Annotated in this window: 27 protein-coding genes; 14 read left to right on the top strand and 13 right to left on the bottom strand. The window is 36.7% G+C overall.

Features of this window, described 5'->3' with window-relative positions; translation table 11 throughout:
* Window positions 1–19: 19 nt before the first annotated feature.
* The 3 genes from NOV28_RS06880 to NOV28_RS06870 form a co-directional block, all read right to left on the bottom strand.
* Window positions 20–466 carry a PepSY-like domain-containing protein gene (locus NOV28_RS06880; protein ID WP_255928991.1) on the bottom strand — a complete coding sequence of 149 codons (447 nt, stop codon included), beginning with the start codon at window positions 464–466 and terminating at the stop codon, window positions 20–22.
* A gap of 129 nt (window positions 467–595) precedes the next feature.
* A complete protein-coding gene (locus NOV28_RS06875; protein WP_255928989.1) occupies window positions 596–1840 on the bottom strand; it encodes a sensor histidine kinase in 1245 nt (414 codons plus the stop codon).
* A complete protein-coding gene (locus NOV28_RS06870) occupies window positions 1837–2511 on the bottom strand; it encodes a response regulator transcription factor (protein ID WP_255928987.1) in 675 nt (224 codons plus the stop codon). The genes NOV28_RS06875 and NOV28_RS06870 overlap by 4 nt, the downstream gene beginning before the upstream one ends.
* A gap of 431 nt (window positions 2512–2942) precedes the next feature.
* Between NOV28_RS06870 and NOV28_RS06865 the strand changes: the two genes are divergently transcribed.
* The 6 genes from NOV28_RS06865 to NOV28_RS06840 all read left to right on the top strand — a co-directional run bounded on the left by NOV28_RS06865 (window position 2943) and on the right by NOV28_RS06840 (window position 10277).
* Entirely contained in the window at window positions 2943–5840 is a 2898-nt protein-coding gene (locus NOV28_RS06865) for an Eco57I restriction-modification methylase domain-containing protein (protein ID WP_255928985.1), read from the top strand.
* A gap of 14 nt (window positions 5841–5854) precedes the next feature.
* Window positions 5855–6886 (top strand): DUF6414 family protein, encoded by a 1032-nt coding sequence (locus NOV28_RS06860; protein WP_255928983.1) that lies wholly within the window; start codon window positions 5855–5857, stop codon window positions 6884–6886.
* A 32-nt stretch (window positions 6887–6918) separates the two neighbouring features.
* On the top strand, window positions 6919–7800 hold the full coding sequence (locus NOV28_RS06855; RefSeq protein WP_255928981.1) for a hypothetical protein: 882 nt from the start codon (window positions 6919–6921) through the stop codon (window positions 7798–7800).
* Window positions 7801–7832: 32 nt separating this feature from the next.
* Window positions 7833–8186, top strand: coding sequence for an STAS-like domain-containing protein (locus NOV28_RS06850; RefSeq protein WP_255928979.1), 354 nt, complete (start codon window positions 7833–7835; stop codon window positions 8184–8186).
* Entirely contained in the window at window positions 8146–8712 is a 567-nt protein-coding gene (locus NOV28_RS06845) for a PIN domain-containing protein (RefSeq protein WP_255928977.1), read from the top strand. The genes NOV28_RS06850 and NOV28_RS06845 overlap by 41 nt, the downstream gene beginning before the upstream one ends.
* A 1139-nt stretch (window positions 8713–9851) precedes the next feature.
* Entirely contained in the window at window positions 9852–10277 is a 426-nt protein-coding gene (locus NOV28_RS06840) for a DUF6943 family protein (RefSeq protein WP_255928975.1), read from the top strand.
* A gap of 258 nt (window positions 10278–10535) precedes the next feature.
* Here the strand turns inward: NOV28_RS06840 and NOV28_RS06835 are convergent, their stop codons facing one another.
* The 4 genes from NOV28_RS06835 to NOV28_RS06820 all read right to left on the bottom strand — a co-directional run bounded on the left by NOV28_RS06835 (window position 10536) and on the right by NOV28_RS06820 (window position 12422).
* Window positions 10536–10808, bottom strand: a complete 273-nt coding sequence (locus NOV28_RS06835; RefSeq protein ID WP_255928973.1) for a hypothetical protein — start codon at window positions 10806–10808, stop codon at window positions 10536–10538.
* A gap of 13 nt (window positions 10809–10821) precedes the next feature.
* On the bottom strand, window positions 10822–11085 hold the full coding sequence (locus NOV28_RS06830) for a hypothetical protein (RefSeq protein WP_209389773.1): 264 nt from the start codon (window positions 11083–11085) through the stop codon (window positions 10822–10824).
* A 12-nt stretch (window positions 11086–11097) separates the two neighbouring features.
* A complete protein-coding gene (locus NOV28_RS06825) occupies window positions 11098–11550 on the bottom strand; it encodes a DUF5675 family protein (protein WP_255928969.1) in 453 nt (150 codons plus the stop codon).
* A gap of 68 nt (window positions 11551–11618) precedes the next feature.
* Complete coding sequence (locus NOV28_RS06820) at window positions 11619–12422, bottom strand: hypothetical protein (RefSeq protein WP_255928967.1); 804 nt, start codon at window positions 12420–12422, stop codon at window positions 11619–11621.
* A 108-nt stretch (window positions 12423–12530) separates the two neighbouring features.
* Between NOV28_RS06820 and NOV28_RS06815 the strand changes: the two genes are divergently transcribed.
* Together NOV28_RS06815 and NOV28_RS06810 are read left to right on the top strand one after the other, a co-directional pair.
* On the top strand, window positions 12531–13088 hold the full coding sequence (locus NOV28_RS06815; RefSeq protein WP_255928965.1) for a thermonuclease family protein: 558 nt from the start codon (window positions 12531–12533) through the stop codon (window positions 13086–13088).
* A 115-nt stretch (window positions 13089–13203) separates the two neighbouring features.
* Entirely contained in the window at window positions 13204–13797 is a 594-nt protein-coding gene (locus NOV28_RS06810; RefSeq protein ID WP_255928963.1) for an LIM domain-containing protein, read from the top strand.
* Between the two features lie 194 nt (window positions 13798–13991).
* On the opposite strand, the gene NOV28_RS06805 is transcribed toward NOV28_RS06810, so the two are convergent.
* Window positions 13992–15352 (bottom strand): IS3 family transposase gene (locus tag NOV28_RS06805; RefSeq protein ID WP_380265301.1). Its coding sequence is split into 2 segments (ribosomal slippage): window positions 13992–15011 and window positions 15014–15352, totalling 1359 coding nucleotides; the frame shifts between segments, so codons are not numbered across the junction.
* Window positions 15353–15809: 457 nt separating this feature from the next.
* On the opposite strand from NOV28_RS06805, the gene NOV28_RS06800 reads away from it, so the two are divergent.
* Window positions 15810–16634 carry a carboxypeptidase-like regulatory domain-containing protein gene (locus NOV28_RS06800; RefSeq protein ID WP_255928961.1) on the top strand — a complete coding sequence of 275 codons (825 nt, stop codon included), beginning with the start codon at window positions 15810–15812 and terminating at the stop codon, window positions 16632–16634.
* 153 nt (window positions 16635–16787) lie between these two features.
* On the opposite strand, the gene NOV28_RS06795 is transcribed toward NOV28_RS06800, so the two are convergent.
* The 5 genes from NOV28_RS06795 to NOV28_RS06775 form a co-directional block, all read right to left on the bottom strand.
* Window positions 16788–17699: a hypothetical protein gene (locus tag NOV28_RS06795; RefSeq protein WP_255928959.1), complete on the bottom strand. Its 912-nt coding sequence runs from the start codon at window positions 17697–17699 to the stop codon at window positions 16788–16790.
* 86 nt (window positions 17700–17785) lie between these two features.
* The gene (locus tag NOV28_RS06790) at window positions 17786–18325 is read right to left on the bottom strand and encodes a helix-turn-helix domain-containing protein (RefSeq protein WP_255928957.1); all 540 of its coding nucleotides are present in this window, start codon (window positions 18323–18325) and stop codon (window positions 17786–17788) included.
* A gap of 525 nt (window positions 18326–18850) precedes the next feature.
* The gene (locus NOV28_RS06785; RefSeq protein WP_255928955.1) at window positions 18851–19324 is read right to left on the bottom strand and encodes a hypothetical protein; all 474 of its coding nucleotides are present in this window, start codon (window positions 19322–19324) and stop codon (window positions 18851–18853) included.
* A gap of 361 nt (window positions 19325–19685) precedes the next feature.
* A complete protein-coding gene (locus NOV28_RS06780; protein ID WP_255928953.1) occupies window positions 19686–19895 on the bottom strand; it encodes a hypothetical protein in 210 nt (69 codons plus the stop codon).
* 186 nt (window positions 19896–20081) lie between these two features.
* A complete protein-coding gene (locus NOV28_RS06775; protein WP_255928951.1) occupies window positions 20082–20870 on the bottom strand; it encodes a response regulator transcription factor in 789 nt (262 codons plus the stop codon).
* Window positions 20871–21023: 153 nt separating this feature from the next.
* On the opposite strand from NOV28_RS06775, the gene NOV28_RS06770 reads away from it, so the two are divergent.
* The 5 genes from NOV28_RS06770 to ruvA all read left to right on the top strand — a co-directional run bounded on the left by NOV28_RS06770 (window position 21024) and on the right by ruvA (window position 25036).
* Window positions 21024–21326, top strand: a complete 303-nt coding sequence (locus NOV28_RS06770) for a hypothetical protein (protein WP_255928949.1) — start codon at window positions 21024–21026, stop codon at window positions 21324–21326.
* A complete protein-coding gene (locus tag NOV28_RS06765) occupies window positions 21323–21907 on the top strand; it encodes a hypothetical protein (RefSeq protein ID WP_255928947.1) in 585 nt (194 codons plus the stop codon). Before NOV28_RS06770 ends, NOV28_RS06765 begins: the two co-directional genes overlap by 4 nt.
* 157 nt (window positions 21908–22064) lie before the next feature.
* Window positions 22065–22649 carry a toxin-antitoxin system YwqK family antitoxin gene (locus NOV28_RS06760; RefSeq protein ID WP_255928945.1) on the top strand — a complete coding sequence of 195 codons (585 nt, stop codon included), beginning with the start codon at window positions 22065–22067 and terminating at the stop codon, window positions 22647–22649.
* A gap of 483 nt (window positions 22650–23132) precedes the next feature.
* Window positions 23133–23336, top strand: coding sequence for a hypothetical protein (locus NOV28_RS06755; protein WP_255928943.1), 204 nt, complete (start codon window positions 23133–23135; stop codon window positions 23334–23336).
* Between the two features lie 1115 nt (window positions 23337–24451).
* Entirely contained in the window at window positions 24452–25036 is a 585-nt protein-coding gene (ruvA, locus tag NOV28_RS06750; RefSeq protein WP_255928941.1) for a Holliday junction branch migration protein RuvA, read from the top strand.
* Window positions 25037–25039: the final 3 nt, after the last annotated feature.

The following is a 25039-nucleotide window of genomic DNA, read 5'->3' as shown; positions in this document are numbered from 1 at the left end:
AAAGAGTTGGGAAAAAATTTTAATCTTTATCCTGATTGATTTTCAGGAAATTGCCGTTTTGGTCAAAAATGGCGTCTCCGTTTTTCACTTCCGCTTCGTAAGTGGTTGAACCGTCTGCATTTACAATTTTGGATGCCTCTTTTATTTTGCCCAGATTTTTTTTTTGTGCGTAGGCTTGTATATTCGCAGGAAGTTCACTAAGCGCAATCTCAGTTTCGGTTTCCTGCTTTTGGCCGGTTGCAGAGTAAGTTACAGAAATTTCCTGTTTGTTGAGGTCAAATTCTGCTTCAAACGCGCCGTCTTCAGCATCCCAATCTACATCTTTCACATTGGGGTAATCCCTCTGAAAAGCCTTCAGAACTGCTTGCGGAACTTCACCCTCTGATTTTTTTTGATTTTGCTGTGCGAAAAGGGCACCGCCTGCTAAAACTGCTACTACACTTGGAATTAAAATTGTCTTTTTCATTTTGTTAAATTTTTAGGTTAGACATTTACTTTGTTTTTACAGGACAAAATTGCCAACCAAATCTGTATGAAAACTGAATTTTGAAGTTAAGTAAAAAGTTTAACGAAATTTTAACAAAACCTATGGTTTTTAGAAATCAATTTTGAAAAAATGCCGTGCGTTCCTGAAATCATAAGTAAGATTCCAACCATACATCTCGCAGATTTTTTTAGAAATTTCCAAGCCTAATCCATTGCCGGAGCCATCAGGATTCTGCTTCTGAAATCTTTTGAAAAGCCGGTTTGTATCTAATTCTTGAGGTTTTCCCACATTAGAGATTTGAAAATACCTCTCATCCAAATCCACATCTATTTCTGAATTTGGTGCTGCGTACTTTATCGCGTTGGAAATCAGATTTCCCAGAAGCGTACGCACTAAATTTTCATCAGCGGAAACCGTCTTTTGAGTCTTAAAATTTTCGACGAAAATTAGATTTTTCTGCGGATAAAATGCTTTAAATTCCTCGATAATCATTTCCGCCAATCGAGAAAGTTGGATTTCCTTACGCTCCTGAAATTGTCCGTTATCCAGTTTAGAAAGCAACAGCATACTTTTATTCAAACGTGAAAGCCGGTTGTTGGTCTCATAAATCTGTCCGATAATCTTCATTTGTTCTTCAGATAGGTTTTCGGTTTGCAACAGCAGTTCGGTTTTATTTTGGATGATGGCCAGTGGTGTCTGCAGTTCGTGCGAAGCATTTTCGGTAAATTCTTTCTGCGCGAGAAACTGTTTTTTATTTCGCGTCACCAAATCGGCAACCGAGGTGTTCAGACTTTGCATTTCTGCAATTTTAGTTTGTTGAAGATAAATTTCCGAATCTTTCTCAATGCGGTACAACTTCAGAATTTCAAGCATTTTGTAGAAGGGTTTCCACACGTTTTTTTCCACATTGCGGTTGATGAGCAACAGCGAAGCCGACATTAAAACAAACAGCAGAAACTGAAGAAGTGCAATGGTTTTCAGGATGTCTTCAGATTCCACCAACGAACGGTGCAGAACGATTTCGTAGTTTTTTTTGTCTTGGGTTTTATAAAAAATCAGGCTTCGCGTTTTGACGTTTTCCTGTTCTCCTTCATCGTAAATATTAGCGGTAGAAAAAGTTTCTTTTCCGGTATTTTGAACTTCGCTTACCTGAATATTTTTATTGAAAGCGGGCAAATTTCTTACATCTAAATGGTGCTGATTTTCAATCCAGTGTTTTTGTTCCTTCAGGTTATCATCCACATTTTTCAGCATAATGTGTTGCAGGGCAAAATAAAATGCAGGAATTGAGGCCAGCAAAATAACCATTGCCAAACCGATGTAACGAAGCGATATGTAGTGGGAAAGTTTCAAAAAACCTCGTATTTATAGCCCATTCCGTAAACGGATTTCAAAAAATCTCGGGCTCCGGAATTGGTAATTTTCTTTTTCAAATTTTTGATGTGGGCGTAGATAAAATCAAAATTATCGAAAAATTCGGCTTGGTCTCCCGAAATATGTTCCGCAATGGCACTTTTTGAAACCACTTTGTTTTTGTTTGAAATTAAAAAAGCGAGCAAATCAAATTCAGTCCTCGTCAAATCAAGAAATTGATGCTTAAACTTCACGGTTTTGGCAACAGCATCAATATCTAAATCATTAATTTTCAATACATTATTTCCGTCGAAATTTCGCCTTCGGATGACGGAAGAAATTCTTGCAGAAAGTTCGGAAAGGTGAAAAGGTTTGGGAAGATAATCGTCTGCACCCAGTTCCAGACCCAAAATTTTGTCGTCCAGCGAATTTTTTGCGGAAATGATGATGATGCCTTCGGTTTTATTTTCCTCTTTTAAAATTTTCAGAATATTCAGGCCGTTTCCGTCGGGAAGCGTGATGTCCAGCAAAATGCAGTCGTAATCGTAATTCAGCACTTTTTCTTTTGCAGATTCAAAATCCTGTGCAATTTCGGTTTGATACTGCTTCTTCAGATATTCCTGAATGCTTTCGGCAAGAAATTTTTCGTCTTCTACAATAAGGATTTTCATTTTGCTAAGTTGAATTTGAAATCTGTACGAATTCTGAATTTACAAAAAATATTTCATATTCCGAATAACCACAAAGGTAAATAACATCACTTTTGTCTGTTAGAAAGTTGGTTTTATTTGTTGCGTATCACCTATTTTAATTGAGATAAGAAACTGACATTTCCTCAAAGTAAGTAAAGTAACCAAAGTTCGCCAAAACAAAATTTTTATTTTTTCTCTCAGAAAAAAAATGCTGAAACAGAAACTTTCAGCGCAAACGGCGCTTAGCACTTCCTTATTTTTCGCTTTTCTTCATTGTTTTAAATAGTTTTTTTCGCAGTCATTTTTTATAAAAAGTTTTTGTTTCTAAACTTACTTACTTTACTTACTTTTTTTTTACTTCATTGCTTTTCTGTAAATTGCATTATCCTTTTTTTAACCATAAAAACTATATGCTCCAAAACGCCTATCTTAAAACAAGAGAACTCATTGAAACTTTCAAAGCCAATGAAGCGCATTATCTTTCGCCGTCTTATGTGGAAGCCCGTGTTCGTCAGGATTTTATCGATAAACTGTTTATGGCTTTAGACTGGGATGTTCTGCATGACATTCAGAAAAACCCTTTCGAGCAGGAAGTTAAGGTGGAAAAGCCGCAAAGGCAGGAAGGACATCAGGCGCAGAAACGCGCAGATTATGCGTTTTATCTCGCTCCAGATTTCAAAAAAGTGCAGTTCTTTGTGGAAGCCAAAAAACCATCCCGTACTTTAAGACAAAACCGTGACGATTATTTTCAAACGGCAAAATATGGATGGAACTCGCAAACTGGTATCTCAATACTTACTGATTTTGAGGAAATTGTTTTGATTGACTGTCGGTTTAAACCCGATTTTGATACCATTCTTTCCAATGAAATCAAATACTACAAATATTTGGATTTGTTGGACGAGGAGAAGTTTTCAGAATTCTATTGGCTCTTTTCCCGCGAAGCCGTCGACGCAGGCAATCTTACCAAATTTGTCGAAAATCTTCCGCAGCCAAAAGGAAAGGCAAAACAACTCAAACTTTTCGGAGGACGCTACCAAAGTATCGACGACAGTTTCCTCGATTATATCGACGATATCCGTCTGCAAATGGCACAGGCATTTTATCAAAACAATCCTACGCTCGACCATTACGACCTTACTGAAGCCACACAAAGAACCATAGACCGTTTGGTGTTTATCCGTTTCCTCGAAGACAAGCAGATTGAACCCGAAGATTTAATGCATGGCATTTCAACTTCCGAACATCCTTGGCGCAAGTTTATAGAACTGTCCAAAAGGTTGGATGCCAAATACAACGGAGTGGTTTTTAAGGAACATTTTATCGATAAAAACGCTTTCCTCGGTGCCAACGAAGAACTCTTCAAAAACATAGCGCAGGATCTTGACCATACCAATACACCTTACGATTTCAATTACATTCCCATCCACATTCTTGGGAATATTTACGAAAGATTTTTAGGGAAGATTATTGTGGTGGAAGACGGTAAGGCGCGCATAGAACTGAAACCCGAAGTGCGTAAAGCAGGCGGTGTGTTTTATACGCCGAAATACATTGTAGATTATATCGTAGAAAATACCGTTGGCAAAAAAATAGCCGACAAAAAGCCAAAGGAAATCGCCAAACTGAAATTTGCGGATATTGCCTGCGGTAGCGGTTCCTTCCTCATTGGTGTGTATGATTTTTTGTTGGATTATTATAAAAAATATTACAACCAAAACTCCGACGACGCCAAAAAGGACGGTTGTATATTCGATACCGAAAACCAGATTTGGGTATTGAGCATCAGGCAGAAACAGCAGATTTTGCTCGATAATGTTTTTGGGGTAGATATCGATTTGCAGGCAACCGAAGTATCGCAGGTTTCCCTGTTTCTGAAATTGTTGGAAGATGAAACAATGGCAACGGCAAATGATATGAATGTGTTGTTTGCCGAAAAAATTCTGCCCGATTTATCCGGAAATATCAAATGTGGAAACTCGCTGATTGGTTACGAAATTATGGACGGCGTTTTGGAGTTTGGAAAAGAAGAAATGCGCAAACTCAACCCGTTCGATTTTGAACAGGCATTTCCAATGGTGTTTTCATCTGCACGAGGAACGAAGCAATCCGGTTTTGATGCGATTGTGGGAAATCCACCGTATGTGAAAGTTTTAGATAAGTTTATTTTGAAGTTTTTTCAGCAGAATTATCAGCACCAAAACTATCAGTATGATTTGTATTTATTGTTTTTGGAACGCTACCACCATTTGCTGAACAAAACAGGTTTGTTAGGCGTAATTATCCCTAATACTTGGTTGCAGAGTGTTACGTTTACCAATATTAGAAAACATCTACTAAATGCTTATAGTTGGAAAAAAATTCTGCATAGTAAAAAACATATTTTCGATGCTGTTGTAGATACACACGTCATTATTTTTGAGAATGGAAATGCAGGAAAAGAAAACTACTTTGATGTGGATTTGGTGCAAGATGAAAAAGCAATTCCTTATCAGCAATTAGACCAAAATGCTTTTGAAAAAAATGGTGAAATCGTCAATGTTTTGGCAAGACCGGAAGAAACGCAGTTGTATAAGAAAATTTTGGCAAATTCTATCTTTTTGAAAGAATGTTCTATTTCGACAGTTGGTGTGAAACCTTTTCAAGTTGGCAAAGGTGTTCCAAAACAAACTCGTGAAATTGTTGATGAAAAACCTTTTGTAAAAGAAAATCAGCATAAACCGGAAGGTGAAAATTGGTTGCCTTTACTTCGCGGAAGTTTAATGAACAAATATGTTAATTTTTGGAATGAAAACAGTTGGATACAATATGGTGAATGGTTGGCAGAACCTAGAAAACCGGAAATTTTCCAAGCCGAAGAAAAAATCATTATTCGTCAAACTGCAGACAGAATCATTGCGACAATTATTGGTAGAAATATAATAGCACGTGATAATCTTAATATTGTAATTCCTCAGTATATTAATGGAAATTTTGTTTTAGGAAATTTAAATTCAAAACTTACTGATTTTTATTATCAGCAATTAAATCCCGAAAAGGGTGAAGTTTTGGCGCAGGTTAAGAAAACACACGTAGAACAACTACCCATCCCCAAAATCACGCCCGAAAACCAACCGCTCCACGACGCTTTGGTAAAATTGGTAGAGCAAATGCTTCAAGCCAAAAAAGATGAGCAAAAAGCCGTTTCAGACCATGATAGAAATTTCTACCGAAACCTTATTCAGTCTTTAGATAATCGAATTAATAAAACCGTTTACCAACTCTACAACCTTACCGACGAGGAAATTGCTTTGGTGGAGGGAGCGTAACAATTACAGATATAATGGAAACAATAAAAGATTTAATTTATTTTGATTTTGAAAAGGTAAAATCAATCAGTAGTCAAATTTCAGGTGGTTTCTTACAAGAAGTTTCACGTGCATTTGAAGATGAAAGTAATTTTGAAGGTGGTATAGGTTTTAACCTTCAAATTGTCAAAGGGAATACAGGAGGAAAAACTACAGAGAAAACTATAAAAACTGAAAAAGTTGAATTATTTCACGAGGTATTAAACCAACTTGAACGAGATTTATCGGAGAAAAATATTCTGACAAATATTAATGAAACATTTAGAAATGGTAATATTTCTTTTTCTGACTTCACTAAAAAATTTGAAGAATTATCTTTTGTGAAAGCAAGCGGTTGGTCAAAATTTGAGGACTTTAAGAAATTGAAGTTGATATCTTCGAACATTAATGATATATCGAGATTTATAAATTACGACAATCTTAAAAATAATCCTGAACTTAACAGTTTAAGAATTCAGGTAAATGATAAGAAAAAAGAAATTTCTAAAAATAAAAGTGCGCACCATAAAGATTTTATAGCCCTTTCAAATATAGAGAAGAAATTAGATAAAATGATTGAGGATAATCTTGGTGTTACTCTTTTTGATGAAAAGTGGATTGAGGGTATGAAGACTTTTTTAGATACTTTTTCACCCGATAGATTAAACTTTAGATTATTACCATTTGATGAATTTTCAGATTTTCAAATACTTGCTTCCTTAGAAGAAAAAAACTTAACAATTGGCGACTACAACAGGCTCATATACACATATGGTTCTAGGCCAAATTTAAAACTAACCGTTCTTGGGATTTTGACTTCAAGCCCTGCAGAAGAAGATAAGAGAAAGCACACAGACGACGAATTTATACTGTTAGATGATGAAAAGTTAAATGAAACAATGGCTTTTGAAAAAGCATTTAGGAATATGTTTTCAACATTTGAAAATTTAGATAAATTCTTTTTCGTACCAACTTATCCAAAAATTGGTATTTATCCATTGGCAATTTATAGAGAAATCACATATTAGAAATTATCCAACCTTTTTAGATTATTATTTTAATGATTTTCCTTAAAATCCCCAACGACATAAAAAGCGATTATGAAGGTTATAATTTCTTTGTAAACCTGTTCCATTCTGTGAAAGATTTAAAAGAACAGGAAATTATTTTTGATTTTAAGGAAGTATCTTTTTTTGAAGCCAACTTGTCCGCGGTTTTTGGCGTAATGCTCGAAATGCTCTTTTACAATAATAATAAGGTGAAATTTCATAACGTAATTAACAGGGTTGAAACCATACTTAGAAAAAATGAATTTCTTACGCAATTAGGTTATGCACCGGTTCATGATGACTATGACACTTCGCTACGATATATGAGGTTCGAACCGGCAGACGATGAGGGATTTAACAACTATATCAAGAATCAGTTGTTGGGCAAGAGAGATTTTCCTGCAATTTCAAAAATGCTCTCTAAAGAAATTTTGCGTAATATTTTCGAGATTTATGAAAATGCAAGAACTCACGGCAAATGCGACTTTATACACACCTGCGGCCAGTTTTTTCCAAGAAAACCAAATAAACCTTTACATTTTACCGTCGTAGATAAGGGTTTGAACATCAAAGAGAATGTTTCTTCATTTCGTGGTAAGGAAATTGATGCACGTGAAGCAATAGAGTGGGCCATGGTAAAAGGAAATACAACGAAATTGCAGACTTCAGGTGGTTTAGGTTTGGCACTCATTTTTGAGTTTATTAAACTGAACAGAGGAAAAATTCAGATTGTTTCCGCAAATGGATTTTATGAATACAGAAATGGCTTGGTTACAACAGAGATTTTAGACAATTATTTTGAGGGAACCATCGTGAATATTACATTTAACTTTAATGACACAAGTTTTTATAGTTTAAATGACGAAAAAGAAGATTTAAGCAATTTATTTTAAAATGATTACATTTGTCATCCACAGATATCTTTATGATACATTTAAAAGTTATTGACGTTATCGGGACCGATTTGGCTGTTTCCACTGAAAACGGCAACTTGGTTTATGAGCAAATCCAAAGGCATTTGGAGAAAGATGAATCTGTAAACCTTGATTTTGAAGGTATTTCATTAATTATTACAGCATTTCTTAACGCAGCAATTGGTTCTCTTTTTAAGGATCAAAAATATTCGGGAGATTTTTTAAATAGCAAAGTCTTTCTATCTAATGTTGATTCCAATGATGTTTCACTTTTCAGAGACGTTATTAATAGAGCAAAAGAATATTTTGCCAATAAGGATTTCTTTGAAAAAAATAATAACGAGTCCATTTATGGCGGTAGTTAATATTGATAATCACAAAATTAGTTTTTCAGACCAATATTTTTTTGATACAAATATTTGGTTGCTGTTATTTGGAACAGTAGCCAATTTTCAAATTAAAGAACAGAAAATTTATTCTGCGCTTTTTGCGGATATCCTACAGCGAAATAACTCTATTTATTCTACATCATTAGTATTTTCTGAATTTTCTAACGTTCTCCTCCGCAGAGATTTTAATCAATGGAAAGAAAGCAATAACTTTTATGGAAAAGATTTTAAGAAAGATTTTGTAGGCACTGCTGAGTATAAAAATTCCGTGAACTCGATCAAACTTCTTTTAAACAAAATACTTGCACTGCCAAATTTGATTAGAGTTGGTGACAGTTTTCATAATTTGGATTTCACGAATATTTACCAGGATTTTGAGAATATTGATTTTAACGACAGTTATTTTACCGAAGTTTGCCGTTTGAATAACTACAAAATGGTGTCTAACGACGGAGATTTAAAGACGGTTGCTCAAAAAATTGATGTGATTACAATTGTTTAAAATTGTTATCAATTATCCCCGCTCTGCCACAGCAAGTTACATAATCGAAATTATACGCACTTGCCAACCGCTACAACGTTGCCCTCCAGTCCGCAGGCTCCCTTACGTGCAAACCAGCATCATATGTGCCTATAATTTGAGATTATGTAAAATGCTTTCCTTTCCTTCGGGCAAGCCCTCAGGAGCCACCGCCTTCCAGCCGCCAGTGCAGTTATAATTTACACGGGCAGTTTCCCAATCGAAAACCTACATTATCCCCGCCACCCATTCAAGGATGCAGAAAAATGGTGCAGAGAGTTTGGGGATTTAGCCAGTTCCTTCAGCCACTGTATTGCTTTTTTTTAGCGGAAAAGTTTAGTGGCAATACAGTCGCTTTCGTCACCGCGCACAGTCGTATTCCATACTGAAGAAAATGCATTAGCATTTCGCGAATTCCATTAAAAAGAATAAACAAGGTCATTCGCAAAATTGCTTTTTCCATTCCATTATTTTCATCACACACCAAAAACACTTTGGTTTCATAGGCAAAGGTTTGTATTGTGTTTGTGGCGCGTGCTGAAAATTCCCAAGCAAAGCATTTTCTTTCAGCATTCCATACCACAGTCTTTGCAGCCGCTTGTTACCATTCCGTCTTGAGTTTCGGTTCTCGTATCTTGCCTCTGATGTAAAGCACCATTTTCCTGCGAGTGTTTTTCCCCGTTTTGCCAACACCTTCCCAAGTTCCTCCAGTCTATAGCCGCCTTTCCCTTCGCGGACTTGATGGGCCGTTTCATTCCAGGCGTCTATACACTTCCGTCACCGCGCACAGGAGCATAGCACTGTTCCAAGTATTCACAGCACTATGCACCTGTCTTTTCCCATTCTTCCCACAGCCTTGATTGCGCCTCAATCGAGGATCAGGCACCAAGAAAAAATAAAAAAAAAGAAAGTAAAGTTCTGTTGTCAGGAAAATGTGCTGACAATATCAAGCCGTAAACGGTTTTTTGCAAAAACTATTTCCGTGAAATAAAATACGGCAATACTTTTTGCAAAAAAATATTGCATCGCATTTTCCTTCCACGAGGGTGGAGCACTTTCTTTTTTTTCTTTTTTTTCTTTTGAAAAATTTTTCGCGGAGCAAAATTTTTTAAACCAAAATTATGCTTCAACACAAAGTACGCACTTACTCAGTTCACAGTCCAGCCCCGAAAACGGCTCTTTACATCCTTTCAAGAGGGAGAAACGCAGGAAAACCAATGTTTGAACCCTGCCCGAACTGCTTTATTTTTTATTGCAGCAGTCCCGAAGAAATTGAAACCGTTTACTGGACCTTTTACGCCCTCTGGAAAAACGGTTTCTTTCACCCGCACCTTTGCGGCTCAGTCATTGAAATGCTTCGCCTTTCAGACTTGAAAAAACTGCTTTTGCAATGGATTCAACCCGGCATTGAAAAAGCAACTAGAAACCCGGAAATGGTTAACAAAATCAAATCCACCTGGGAACTGGAGCAGAAGATCCAAGAGCAGTCCAAAGCCATTCAGGAACTGCGGCATTCGTTAGTTCGCAGGTATTATTTAACAATGTAAAATTCAAAAACTTCCTTCGGGAAGTTTTTTATTTGCCCGGCTTCCCAAATTTTAACGCGCCGACCAGCCGCCGGATGCCCTCGCTAATTTTTCCACACCCTGACTTTGACTTGATTCACCCTGATTTAACCGATAAGCGCAACATAAAGCATACATATTTCGCCCCTTTATAGCAAACAGTGCAAACTGAGGAAAGCAAATAATAAAGCCGGTCTTTTGAACCGGCCTGAATAATTTTCGTTGAAGTTAAGCACCTGACTATGGCTGATTTCCTGACTCACCTGGTGAATTTTCCGATGAATTTTCCCGGGATTTCCAGTTTCTGTCGCCATATTCTTCCTGGCTTATTGCTGTCTGACTAACCGCGCCAATAATCGTTCCGCTCAGAAGCAAATACCCACCGACGGAAACGACTGCTGCAGGAAGAGCCACCGGAGCAGCCACAAGAACACCGCCAACTGCTGATAAAGCCAGTCCAAGATTTCTAACAATTCTGAACCATTTTGGCGTTGGTTCCAATACGCGATCCACTAAGTTTAAATTTCTATTTTTCATTGTCTTGATTTTTAATTTGATTCAACTCGATTTTATTGATTCTTTGTTCCAAATATTCAACCTTCTGATTGAGAAGATCGTAACTGTTCTTAAACTCGGTTTTGATGACCAGTGCCATTGTCTTGACTTCCGACATATCCTTTTCCATACTTTTAAAGTCGGTGTGCAGTTGCCGTATAAAGTATGCGACTACCGCCAAAAGAACACTACTGATAAAACCAAAGAACACGCTCACTGTGATTTCATTTTCCATTAGTGCCATTTTTTAGAATTGAAAATTGTTACTGATTTCAATCTGATTATCCTTTTCGGTTGCCACTTCATACAGTTTTCTGTAAACCTGTTTGTAAGCGTCCACGCTCTGCAGAACCTGATAATCGCCGTCCTTCCTGATATAGGAAAGTCCGACAAGCGGACATCCTGCCGTATGTTCAATCGTATTTCCAACGTGAATGTAAACCGAGCTGAATGTTGGAAGATCGGCAATTTCAATCATTCCTTTATGGATTGGTCCATATTTCGGAAAATAGGTCTTGTTCATTCCTCCCCAGGTATTAAGACGGAGTTTAAAAACACCTTCCGGAATGGCAGTTTGCTTCATTATCTTAACGGCTCTGATTTTATCTTCAAGCAGAAAGCACTGAAAAATGCCGTCAATGTAGAGATGGGAAAGCGTAGAGTTTTTGCCCTGTGCAACCCTGATTATTTTTGCTTTCATTTTTTGTAAGATTTGGAGATTAAACAAAAAAGCCTTCCCGGTTTGGGAAGGCCTTAGAAGTTGTTTTCCTAAAAAACTTCCTCGATTTTGAGACAGTTTCCACTCGCGAACGGATAGTGGTTTCCGTTGACTTCCTGGAAAAACTCAATTCCGATACACTGAACCACCGAAACTTTATTGTCCAAAACAGGAGCACCCGGAAATGTTGCTGTAATGGTATCACCTGCATAAGGAACATCCAACGGAATGTACGGCGAATAAGCGATGTTGGTCAGCTCATTGTTCACCATGTCATCAGGTTCGTATGTTCCTGTGGTCGGATTGTAAGAAAAATCAGAAAGAACCGAAATCGCGTTAATCAGTCTGAAATGAGTTGCACCTGACGGAGCAGTAATCAGATCAGCAGGATTAAAAGCTGCAACGATAAAATCTGAAGAAGTTCTTCCTGCATCCGGCTCGATGTCGTAAGGAGCATTAAAAATACCGGAGATAGAAAGGTTTTTGTTGAATTCAAATCCAAGCAGATAATTCCTCTGAGTGGACACTTCAACTTTTCGGTAACCTCTGGCTTCGGTACCGTCCTCCAGATTGATTTTCTTCATGATAGAAGTTAAACGACCGGTTACCTGTGGATCCGTAAATTTTCCCATAAGAGCGGAGAGAGCCGTTCTTAACGATTTACCGACCTTGGCGCAACCGCCAAATTCGTTCATATTTTCGCGTGTTCTTTCGAACTCCGGTGCAGAGTGCACCTGCTGTGCAGTTGGACCGCCGACCATACCGGCGAAAAATCCTTCCTGACCTTTGATTTTAAAATGCCTAACGTCACCGATTGTTCCGACGTATTTCATAAGGCCTTTTTGTCTTGCCATTGTTTTAAATTTTAAAAATTAGAAAAGAGAGAAAAACACTGTTGTCTAGACAGATACAAATTTCATTTATTAACTTTGAAAAAACAATAGTTAAAATACTGTAAATCAATGAAATACAATGCAATTAGTGTAAGCCTTAACGAAATGGAAGGCAGCACAACAGGAAATCCGTCCGCAAAATATTTTCAGATTAAAAACATCCATGTCCAGCCATTTTGGATTGTGGAAGAAGTCTTGGACGGAGACAGTTTAAAAGTGAAACAGGAATTCACACAGCAAAGGCGTGAAATAAGACTTTATGGTTTGGATGCACCGGAAGTTCATTTATCAAGAAAGATGCGCGAGGATGAAGCGAAAAGCGGTGCGCCTGCCTCCATACTGCAAAACCTCGGACTGCAATCCCTGGACTATGTTTTGAATGTATGTCCGCCAGGCACACGAATCACCTTGCTCACCGAACCAAAGAACCGCACAGATTTTTGGCTAAGGGATCTGGCGTATGTTATTCTGCCTTCCGGCGAATGTCTGAATGAACTAATATTACTAAACGGATGGGCAAAAGCAGCAAATTCATATTTTTGCGCTCAATTACCTTATTTTCAGTATATTTGTTTCCAAGCCCAAAAGCAAAAGAAAGTTATTTACAGTTTTATAGAACATTTTTAATTTGTTGTACTTATGTTGTACTTAGCCGCCAATAAATCTACTATTAAGCCCTGTTTAAAGCACCTCTCAAATGAATTACATGTATTTGAGTGTTACCTGCAATAGTACCAAGACAATGCTCACAACAAAAGAATTAACCGAAGCCTACCAGAAATTTAACGACCAAAAAATAGTTAATCTTGCGATGAATGAAAGCAAGAGTTTGCGTGGGGATGCTATTCCAATTCTTGAGTCTGAAATTTTAAGGCGGAATCTTGACAAAAACCTTCTTGACTGGATAAAACTAGAAAGAAACTTTTTCAAAGGCGCTGAATTACAAAAGTTGAAGAAAGAAATTCAAAACTCTGAATGCAGTGAATGTGGAAAAAAATTTAACAATGTGCAAGGTTTTAATATTCATTATCTTTCAGCACTTGATTCAACTTTCAATTCTGAAATAATTGTTTGTGAATCTTGCGGGAAACAACTTCGAAAAAAGAGTTATATCAAAACTGCAACTTTAGGATTTTTGTCTTTCCGAGGAATAATAAATGTCCCATTTTATTTTATAGGAGAATTAATTGCAAGTTTTTCACAACAAAAAAGAAGTGAAAAGATTATTGAGGAATTTATTTTCCAAAATACAGGATTAATTAGAGAGTATGGAATCGAAAAAGTTCACGTGTTAATTGCTCATCACAATATTCAGCAAGCCAAACAAAATGAATAAAACTACTGTGGGTAACAAAGTGTTTCTATTAGCGGGTTTGAAGTTTATGAGGCAAAGATTTCACGTTGTTCTTTTTATATTTATAAAGTCCAGTTTGTATGTCTTCAAAAGAAAGTGTACTATTTCTTAGAGAGTGTTTTCTGTTTCAAATATAGAATTTAAAGTTTAGTTTTTTGCTTTTAAAAAGAAAAAAATTAGGTTTCGATTAATTTTCTTTTGTAATATTCCTTTTTTCTTCTTTTTAGAGTTTCAGATTTTATCTGCTGTCTTATTTTCAACACTTCATCGGCTCTTCCAAAGTACACATCCGCTGGAGTGAGATTCTTCAAAGATTCGTGATAACGCTCATTTTTATAGCGGTTTACAAATACTTCCAAAGCCGATTTCAATTCCTCTGGACTGCAATAATGATGCAGTTTCACCACATTTTTCATCGTCCTGTGGTAGCGTTCAATCTTGCCTTGCGTCTGTGGATGAGCGGGCTTTCCGTGGATTTGCTTCATGCCGTGATTATCGTGTAAATACTCCTTTAATTCCTCGGTAATATAGCAAGAACCGTTGTCCGACAAAAGTTTCGGAACTTGCCCTTTTCTTAAACCTGCTTTCTTCACAGCTCGGTCAATGGTTCTTTGAACATCATTCACCTTCATATTTCGGCACAACTCCCAATGAACGATATAGCGGCTAAAATCGTCAATCACGGTGCTTAGATAGTACCAGCCCCAACCCAGAATTTTAAAGTAAGTAAAATCCGTCTGCCACATTTCGTGAACAAAATTGGTTTTATCTTTAAATTCATTCGAGGCAGAAATCAGGATGTGTGATGGAGCCGTTATCAGTCCTCTTTTCTTTAAAATACGGTAAACACTGGATTCTGATATAAATACGCCCTTCTCATCGGTGATTTTATGAGCCAGTTCTCTGCTGGAGAGTTCAGGATAATTCAAAGCGATTTCTACCACCAGATTTTTCTCTTCTTCAGGAATGCTGTTCCACTGCCTTCTGCCAGAAGAAGGGGAAGAATGAAATCCCGCTTCACCTTTCTCAAGGTACAGATTATACCACTTGTAGAAGGTGCTTTTGTGAATGCCAAGTTCCCTGAGTGTCCTGTTGACACCGATTTCACTACGGGTAACCATTTGGATGATTTCCAGTTTTTCTTCAGGTAACAACCTCATATACTTTCTGTATTTTTCGGTTATTCCAGAATTTCCAAACTTTTTTTTACGATGTCGTAGCGGATGACAAGGTCGGCAACCGTTTCTTTAAGCTTGCGATTCTCTTCCCGAAGCTGAGAGACTTCTTCGGCGGTTGCTTGGCGAACAGTATCTCCCGAGAGTTGTTTTTTACCAGCTTCAATGAATTCTTTGTTCCATTTGTAGAAGGTAGATTCCTGAATAGCGTGCTTGCGGCAGAGTTCGGCAATGGAAGTTTCTGCCCGAAGGGCTTCCATCACAATGAGGATCTTTTGTTCCGCCGTGAAAATCCTTCTGGTTTTGCGACGGATGTCTTTTAAATAATTTTCAGGATTGCTGATGGGTTTTTTGGCTGTCATAATAAATCAAATTTAATTATTTTTTTTGTTCTGTTTATTATGAAAACACTATCTTAGTTCTGAACTAAATCAGTACACTTTTTGCTGACGATTTACAAGTCAGGAGTAGAGAATCGAGAGTCAAGATGATAGAAGGGACAGGCACAGATGGTTAGCTATAAGTAATAGGCGATACGCTTTAATTTCTCGCAGATCCATCAAAACCCACAGTTGTCTTTTTGAAAGCGAAGTACCTTTGTACTGTTAATAAGAACGATATCAATAAAAAGTTTTTGCTTTTTTGGCGGTAGAAAAATTATATGCAGTACGCTTTAATAAGTAGTAGGAAGCTAAACTAAATGAATACAGCCTCCCCAATGGCTTTTTTTTAAAATTTAACAAAAACAAAAAGATATTTAACCTTTTTTTGAGAGATTTGACCCGAGAATTTTTAGTAGTTTGCAATCAAATTTAACCTATGAAAAAACTCAATTTTCTATTTGTCATTTTTGTATTCTTCACTTTTCAGGCACAAACCATTTCTGGAGTAGTCTTATCAAAAGAAGACCATCAACCGATTCCTTATGCTAAAATTGGAATTGTGGATGGTAATTTTGGAACTCAAGCTGATGAAAACGGGAAATTCCAAATTCAATTGGATGCGATTTCCAAAGACAAAGAACTGATGGTTGCGGTTCCCGGATACAAGCAATTCAGGACTACAGTGGGGGATTTTGTAAAGGAGAATCCTCATCCCATTTATCTGTATGAAAAAGTAACAAATATTCAGGAAGTTGTTCTTGTGCCCAATCAATACAAAGACAAAAATCTGGGAGTGAACACCAAGTCGAAATCGGTGATGTTTACCCCCAATATGGAAAAAGGAAATTCGGTAGTGGAAGAAACTGCGGTGGAATTCAGCTCAAGCAAAAAACTGAAACTCAGCAAAATCAACATCAACTTTTCAAGATTCGAAGCGACAACGCCCATCAAAGTTCGTTACACGATTTATGATGAAAAAGACGGAAAGCCCAACAATTTGCTTTTAAATAAAGACATTATCGCAACGATTACTCGAGATCAGTTACAAGATTCTACTTTTTCTGTGGATATAAGCAATGAAAAGATTTGGCTTCAAGGCAAATTCTTTGTAGGCATCCAGTTTATCGGTCAATCGGATGGAAAAGTGGCATTGAGTGGTGCGCTTTTCAGACCGGGATATTACCGTTCATTTTATGGAAATTGGGAAAAAATCGGAATAGCAGCACCAGCGATCAACATCGACGTGAAAGTGAAAAAGTGATTTAAGAAAGCTAGATGCGGGAAGATGGGAGATTGAAGTAGGAAGTAGAACGTAGGGAGTAGGAAGTAGGTGATTTTTTTTGGTCAACCTATATCGGGGAAGGACATCTTACTCCATCCTTTATCCTCCATCCTCCATCCTTAATTAGTAAGTCTAACGAATTCCCATTTCCAGATGTTCAGCGTCAATGAAGATTTCGTTGTTTAAAAACAATGCGTTTCCCAACATTCCCGACATTCCCGAAAATTTCATCAAAAGATATTGGGTTTTAGAATAGCCTTCCACATAGGTTACCTTATTCAGAGTGACTTTCGTGCCTCCGAAGTCGATTTGGTTTTCCGAAGTTGCCGTATAGGTCGTCAATATGTTTCCCCAAGAATTTCCGTGTTCCTTTTCAATTTTTGCATGTGGAGTTTTCAGTTGTTCCCAATTTTCTTTGTTGGTGAGCAATTCATAAGCGCTGCTGCCCGAATCGTATAGGTATTTTTCCTTTTTTCCATTGAGTAGAGCGGGGATGATGATTTTCCTTTTCTTCAATTCAAATCCGAAAGTTTTTCCACGGAAGTGGGAAGGAATTGTTTTCAGGTTGAGTTCAATGGTATTGTCTTTAAAATTAAGAACCGTTTTCCTGTTTTCCAAGACATCGGCGCCCAAAGTACCAATGATTTTAAATCTTGCGGAATCGTTTTCCTTTCCGAAATCCAGAATCTTTATTTTTTCAGATTGTATTTCAGTATTCCCGATGGTGAAAAGGCATTTTGCTGTATGGTCTTGAATCTGAATTTTAGGAATTTTTTGAATCGCTTTTTTATAGAAAACGGTTGAAGGACTTCCGGTATCCCATTGAAGATAATAAGTAACCGAATCTCCTTTAAAATGAATGGGCAGAAGCAATACGCTTTTGGATTCATCTACCCATTGAATAGGGATTTTTCCGCTTTCGTTTTTAAGAATCAATGTGTTTTCTTCGGGCGTAAATTTGCGGTCGAAATAGAAATAACCTGCCAATAGGGAAAGTACAAACACTGTGAAAATACCCACCATAATCTTTTTGATTGTTTTCATGCTTTTTTTTCTGCAATGTTCAGCAATTTAGGGATTAAAGAAGCAAAAAAACAGACGACAGTTTTACGACAATTGTATGATGGTATTTATAAGAAATTGGTTTTCAATCGAATATACAGATTGTTGTTTCTGTTTAAAGAAATTCCGTTGACGATCACTACAACTAGTTTGAGCAGTAGAAAAGCAACAATTGCGACCATAAAAAGGGAGAATTTCAACGTAAGATTTTTCTGAATAAATGGGATCATCATCAGCACAACAGAAAAGATTGCCGTTAAAATAATTTGGATTTCTACGATGCTATTGCCTAATTTTTTATTGGCAGTGTCTTTGGTTTTCGAAGTGAGGATTAAAGGGAAAATAATTCCGCCGAAAGGAATAATCAAACCCGTCAATACTGAAAGGTTGATCAATTTTGCTCTTTCCGTGTCGATTACTTGTTCTTGCTTCAGAAGCAGATTTTCGGGAGCAGTGTCCAGTGATTGAGCAATCGCATTCAAAGTAAAACCTTTCAGCGTGGCACCAGCCTCAATGCGCTGAATGGTTCTGAGAGAAATTCCTGAGCGTTCCGCAAGCTCAGCTTGCGTCATGTTTTTTCGTTCTCTTAGGATTTTTACTAGGTTCATTTTAATAGAAATGGTCTCGGGAAAAACATGTATTGCTTATTACCGAATCACTTCTGCCAATTTACAATAAATTCTCAATTCAAAAAAGAATGAGCTGCTTTAAACAGCAAGCAGTAGGCTTTATGCCTAATATTTATAAATTAAATAGGCTCAATCTACAAAATCAGCGAGAGTCTAAATCCTCAATCACTCAAAAACTCAAAACCTCACTCTCACCGATCTCTTTGCTAAGCGAAGCGGCTTTGTTCCACTAAAAAAGTTAAAAAGTTAGAGGGTTAAGAGGTTAGAAAAGCCAGAAACTAGAAGAAAGATTGTCTCGCTGATTGAGCGGATTCTATAGCACCCTTTTGAAAGCGAAGCGTCTTTGCACGACCAAATCTTTCCTCATTCTTCTTCCTTCTTTTCTCTAAAAAAAATCGCCATCTTTTGCGATGAAAAACAGAAGTTTATGTTCATTGCAAAGTCATACCCCAGGAAAGAATAATCTGTCATTTATTGCAAGTGGAAGGAATTGATTAATCGAAGCTATTCATTTCTCTGATCATAAAAGAAAAACAATGTTCCGTATTTGCCTTTTTCATTCGTGAAGGTCAAAAAGGTATATTTTGAGCCCGGCTTTTTCCACTCTTTCCTTTCCTCTTCCTTGTTGTCAGCATCGATAACCGATACAAATCCTTCTTCCTGCAGTTCCATTTCAATGAAAGCATTATTCATTGCACCGCCATAATTAAGGATAACCCCCATAATTTTACCCTCGGTGTTATACATCACTTCAACATCATGATACGTTTTATCAAAATAGAATACATCACCATTCTCTTCTGTTTCAACTTCAGGATCGCCGAAACCTTTGTCTTTCATAAATGAGCTGACTGTCTGCTTCGTGGTTTTATAAAAAATATCATTGACCAGGGCTAGTTTTTCGTTGCTGAATTTTGTTTGTCCAAAAAAAAGAGTTGCCTGTAGGCAAAAAATTAAAAGAAATAAATTTTTTATCATTTTGTTGTTTAAGGTTAATTTCCTTATCAAATGTACAACAAAAACAACCTCATTTACTTTTATTGACAATATATAATGAGGTGAATGAAGATAAACCTTCTGGTTTCCCACGCAAAATGAAATACGACGAAGTTAATCCTTTCATATAGCCATTATGTCTTTACGCTAAACCACTACATTATATTTTTCCCCTTCAGTCAGAAACACCTATCTTCTAAAAAAATGCCTTTGTGTTGAAAAACAGAAATTTACACTCATAAGCTATACCCGAAAGAAAGGATAGTCTGTCACTCATTACAAAAAGCGAGACATATTCATCATTAATTATTCCTCCTCCATCCTCCATCCTTAATCAGTAAGTCTAACGAATTCCCATTTCCATGTGTTCAGCGTCAATGAAGATTTCGTTGTTTAAAAACAATGCGTTTCCCCACATTCCCGACATCCCGGAAAATTTCATCAAAAGATATTGGGTTTTAGAATAACCTTCCACATAGGTTACCTTATTCAGAGTGACTTTCGTTCCTCCGAAGTCGATTTTGTTTTCCGAAGTTGCCGTATAGGTCGTCAATACGTTTCCCCAAGAATTTCCGTGTTCCTTTTCAATTTTTGCATGTGGAGTTTTCAGTTGTTCCCAATTTTCTTTGTTGGTGAATGGCGGCGTTTATCCTTTCTGCAACGAAATAATTTAACACTATTTTTCTAAATTCAACAATTCACCGAGCTTTTTAGGCGAAGCGCCTTTGCATTAATCTCATTATATAATACCTTGTTCTAGAGCCATCCGGGTTAATTCGGAGCTGTTCCTGCATTCCGTTTTTCCCAGAATCTTTTTGCGGTGAGTTTCCACGGTATAGTGGGAGATGTTCAGGAGTTCTGATATTTTTCGTGTATTGAAACCATTGGCAATTAGTTTTATGATTTCAATTTCACGTTTGGTGAATCTTTGAGCAAGTTGATTTCTATTGGGGCTTAGGAATTGTATTTGATAAAAATCGTCCCTTTCTCCGATGCCTGTAACGAGTGCAGTGTAATTGTTACAGGAGGTGATATGCTGGATGTTGGTGTGGATATTGATAGTCTGCGCCACCTTGATTTCTTCGGTGATATGGGTGTGTATGGCCTGATGGTGGAACAGCTCGTACTTGTTTTTGTCTGTCTGCATCCTAAAGCAATAGCTGGTTTTTAATTGAAGCAGATGCTCTCTTCCTATTTCTTGTACTTTTTCATAACACATTCTTTCAGCTTCCAATACGAAATGAAGATCATCGGGATGGATGAGTGCTATGATTTCACTTAATGTATTGGGTATTTCTTGAATGCCGTGCATTTTCAAAATGTTTTCATGTACATTTCTTATTGTGCCACTTGCGACATCAATGGTGTAATGATAATATGGTCCAACAGCAATAAAATCGCTGAATACCTTTTTCAGTGGAGGACTTTTGAGCTTTGTAATTTCCCGGTGAAAAATCTGAGTGTGTTCCCATATTTCAATAAGCGGATGGAAACTTTGTGTTTGCAGAGGTAATTTTTTTGAGTCCATTTGTACAAGGGGTTAAAAAATTATTATAAAATACCGTTTTTTGGGTATTTTAAATGGCCATTGAAAAGTTTAATTTTGTTTAAAATTAATAAAATATTTAAATATTTATTGATTAATGAATAATTTTTATGTTAATCTTTTAAAAACACAACAATGATTAAAACGACCATGACTTCAATTTTTGCGCTCTTTGTTTTGTTGAGCGCGGAACAGTGTGATTTTTCGGAACTTTTTGGTTCAAGAGACACGGAGGAAGATGTTTCTCCAAGTACGCAAGATAATTCTACCTATACTTATAAGTATAAATGTCCAACAGGGGTAGAAAATACGATTCAAATTCCTAGTAGATTATCAGCGCAATGCAGAGCCAACTGGGAGTTTTATGCAAGAACTTATGGTTGTAATGATGCTGATAATTTTGAAAAAGCAGAATCACTTAAAAGACAATGCCCATGAAAACTTTTTTATTTTTAATGAGCCTTCTTTATAGCACTTTATTTCTTTCTCAAAATCAATTTCAAAAAGGAATATTTGTAATGGAGGGAGGAAATTATTCTATACAAGCACAACTTGAGGCTGGAAAATTTACTGTAGTAGAGCCAAATCGAACTACTCCTTATACCCTGATGAGTGGCAATACCTATCAGTATTACCATTCTGGTTTTAATAAAACTTATTATGTAGAGATAGTGGATAATAATACCCTGAATTTTACTTCTTCAAATACTGGAAATGCAACTGTTTTTCATCGCGAAAGTTCCGCATCAGCATCGGATGAAGTAAATACCCATTATATGGAAGTTGCCAATAAATATAAAAAGTTGGCAGAAGATGGGGCTGATCAAGAAGTTCAGGCCTGGGCATTCTGCTCAGCTACGGCCTTAGCAGGTGCTATGAAAACAAATAAAGAATATAGGGATTATGCAAAACAGGCTTCACAATCTTTAAAACTCATCATTGTGAATCCAAACCAGAATCCATGTTCTGACGCAATACCCGATGATATATGGAATGCAACCGGTGGAAATGATAATTAAACAATGATGGAAAAACAGGAAAGGATCCGTCTTACCAATAAGACGGAATCTTTTCTTGTGTTCCTGCCTAAATCATAGGTTTAATACCGTCAATCTTTCAGATGAGCATTATGAAAATTATTTTAATCCTAGCTTCAACCATTAAAATTATTGGAAAATGAAAGTAATAACCTTTATAATCACAGTAATTTTACTCCTGTATCCTGTATTCATTTTTTCACAAAATAAGGAGCATAAAACGTATTATCCGAATGGGAATGTGGAACAAACCGGCAACTATGATTCCGAAGGGAAATCTATCGGAGAATGGAAATTTTATCATGAAAACGGAAAATTACAAACTACAGCCTACTACAATTCCAATGGGAAGCCATTTGGAGAATGGAAATTTTATCATGCAAACGGAAAATTAGATGGAATTTTAAATTATACCTCTCCTACAGAAGTGACAGAAACATTATTTTATGAAAATGGAAATGTTTATTCCGAAACACACTTATGGTTGCCAGATACAGATGTGGCCAAACTGATGTATGGAAACCAAGTCGAAAGAGGGCCCTTTAAATCCTACTTTGAGAATGGAAAATTAAATAAAGTAGGAAGTTACAATAATGGAAATCCTGATGGAGAATGGAAAATATATGATGAAAACGGCATTCTAAGAGAAGTTTATTCTAGTTTTATCGGAATGACTCCTCTCAAAAGTCAAAAATATGACGAAAAAGGAAACCTGATTCAGTAAAATTGGGTATCACTATAGGTTATATATTGCTAAATTAGTAGTTTCATTAACCTTATGCTACAATCGTGGCGAAGCAAGTCAGGAAAGTAGTGCTAGGCGTCTTTTCACCTTTCGCAAGCTATGAAAATGGAGTTTAGTGTCGAAAATTTCAGGTTGGGTTGCCTAAAATAAATTTTTTTCAGATTGAAACATTGATGGTCTTTGGCACGAACAAAAGAATATTAAAAGGTACATTTCGTAACAACAATCTTGGGATGTTTTTTCTTGAACTTAGCACGACGAGCATTATAAGAAAATGAAATGATCTTTAATTGATGTTAAATTATACCCTAAAAGAGGTATTGTATGTTTTTTATTTATTATTCACATTTGTAATTGATCAGTGCATATTGAAATAGGGGGAGAGATTATTCATAATAGCTTTTGTAGATGGAATGATACCCTGGATGAGAGAAAGAAAAAGGATCTACTAAAAAAATAAATATGAAAAATTTATTAGGATTAATTATGAATAACAAAAACAGCAGAAAGTGGGTTCCTCTTGCAGTGGCATCAGCTCTGATGTGTGCTGCACTTTTTACATTCAGTTCTTGCGAACGCGCTGAGGGAAATGCAGTGAAAGAGGTCGCTAAGCCGTATTGTTACTACGAAAACGGACAGACCGTTTGCTACGAGAGTCCGAAATAGAGGAGTTCCGAAATTCAGGGATACTAGTAAAAGACCAAGCGTAAATCATAAAAAAATCTTCTTTTACCTGTAAGGCCTAACGGTTATTTACTTTCTGTACTTAACCTAATCTCTGCAAAGTTGGCCGCCGACAATTCATAACCTGTTGCGTGAGAGTGGCCTATTCTGAACCTATGGCTCATTTATATTTGTGCAATTGTTTCAATTTTCTGCTGATCAATTCCCAATTCGGATACATGGAATTTTTGGCAGACAATCTTTATGTTTTAATGGCTATCTCATATCTAATATCTCTGCCTGGTATGTGAAAGCATACTACGTAAGGCGTACTGTTTATTGTTTACTGCTAATTTTTTTATTACCGCGATTCACAATTCTAATCATAGTCTGATATCTAAAATCTCCAATCTCAAAGCCTAGTTTTCTCCCAGTCAAAGCCCAGTCCTAGCCCACCATAAAGGCACTAACCTCCTAACGGCAAAAAGCTCCCTTTTCGGCAAAAAAAGTCATTTTCGGCAAAAACGGTCGTAACCGGAACTTACACTTGACTATTTTAATTTTTTTTGCTAATATGTACGTCTCGCTGATTATGCAGATTCAACCGAACTCATTGAACGATTTAATTAGAAACACACCGCTGAAAATTCTGCCGATATTTCATTTAAATCCGAAAAATCCTGTGATTTCTTCTTAAAATGCTCCGTAGGGATAACACCTTAATAGAAAAATAAATAGTGACGCACACAAATCCCATAGGGACGATATCATAATCATCCATTTCTTTTAATTTCTTAATGGTTAAAATGAGTTAGAAAGTTAAGAAGTTAGAGGGTTAAAAGGTTGGAAAATTCAGAAGCGGGAAGATGGGAACAGAACAAAGACTGCCTAGCTGATTAAGCAGATTCTACAGCAACCTTTTGAACGCGATGCATCTTTGTACCGCTAAAAAACATACTCCATACATCATACTCCATACTCCAAAAAATCTTTCTTCTTTTCTCTAAACAAAAACTTTTGTGGTTAAAAACACAACATCACTCTGTTGAGTAAAATCTTCAAAATCCTAAGGATTAAAATTTTAAAAATCCTATATTTGGATTCTTCAAAAATAACTCATGATTTACTCTTTAAAGGGAACCGTTCAGGAACTCAATCCAACTTCGGTAGTGATCGATGTACACGACGTTGGTTACTATGTGGGAATCAGCCTTCAAACCTCCGAAAAACTTCATTTAGGGCAACCTGCTTTTCTCAATATTCAGCAAATTATCCGCGAAGATGCACACTTGCTCTTCGGTTTTAACACAATTTTAGAAAAAGAAATGTTCAATCTGTTAATAAGTGTTAATGGAGTAGGACCTGTTTCAGCCATTATTATGCTCTCTTCTTTGAGTTTGGACGAGATTGCTTCAGCCATCCTTTCAAACAACAGTGCGTTGCTTCAAAAGGTAAAGGGAATCGGTACCAAAACCGCCGAAAGAATCATTGTCGATTTGCGTGATAAAGTCCAAAAATTCAACAACTCTGAGGAAAATATTTCTTCGGTGGTGAATAATAAAGTGAAGGAAGAAGCGTTATCTGCATTAGAGGTTTTGGGAATTGCCAAAAAGATTAGTGAGAAGATCGCAGACCGGTTTCTGAAGCAAAATCCGGAACTCTCTGTCGAAGATTTAGTGAAGCAAATTTTAAAAAATATTTAACAT

The organism is Kaistella montana (genome assembly GCF_024436175.1).
GTDB lineage: Bacteria > Bacteroidota > Bacteroidia > Flavobacteriales > Weeksellaceae > Kaistella > Kaistella montana.
Note: the sequence above shows the minus strand (reverse complement) of the source record. Positions and strands in the feature narration are given on the sequence as shown.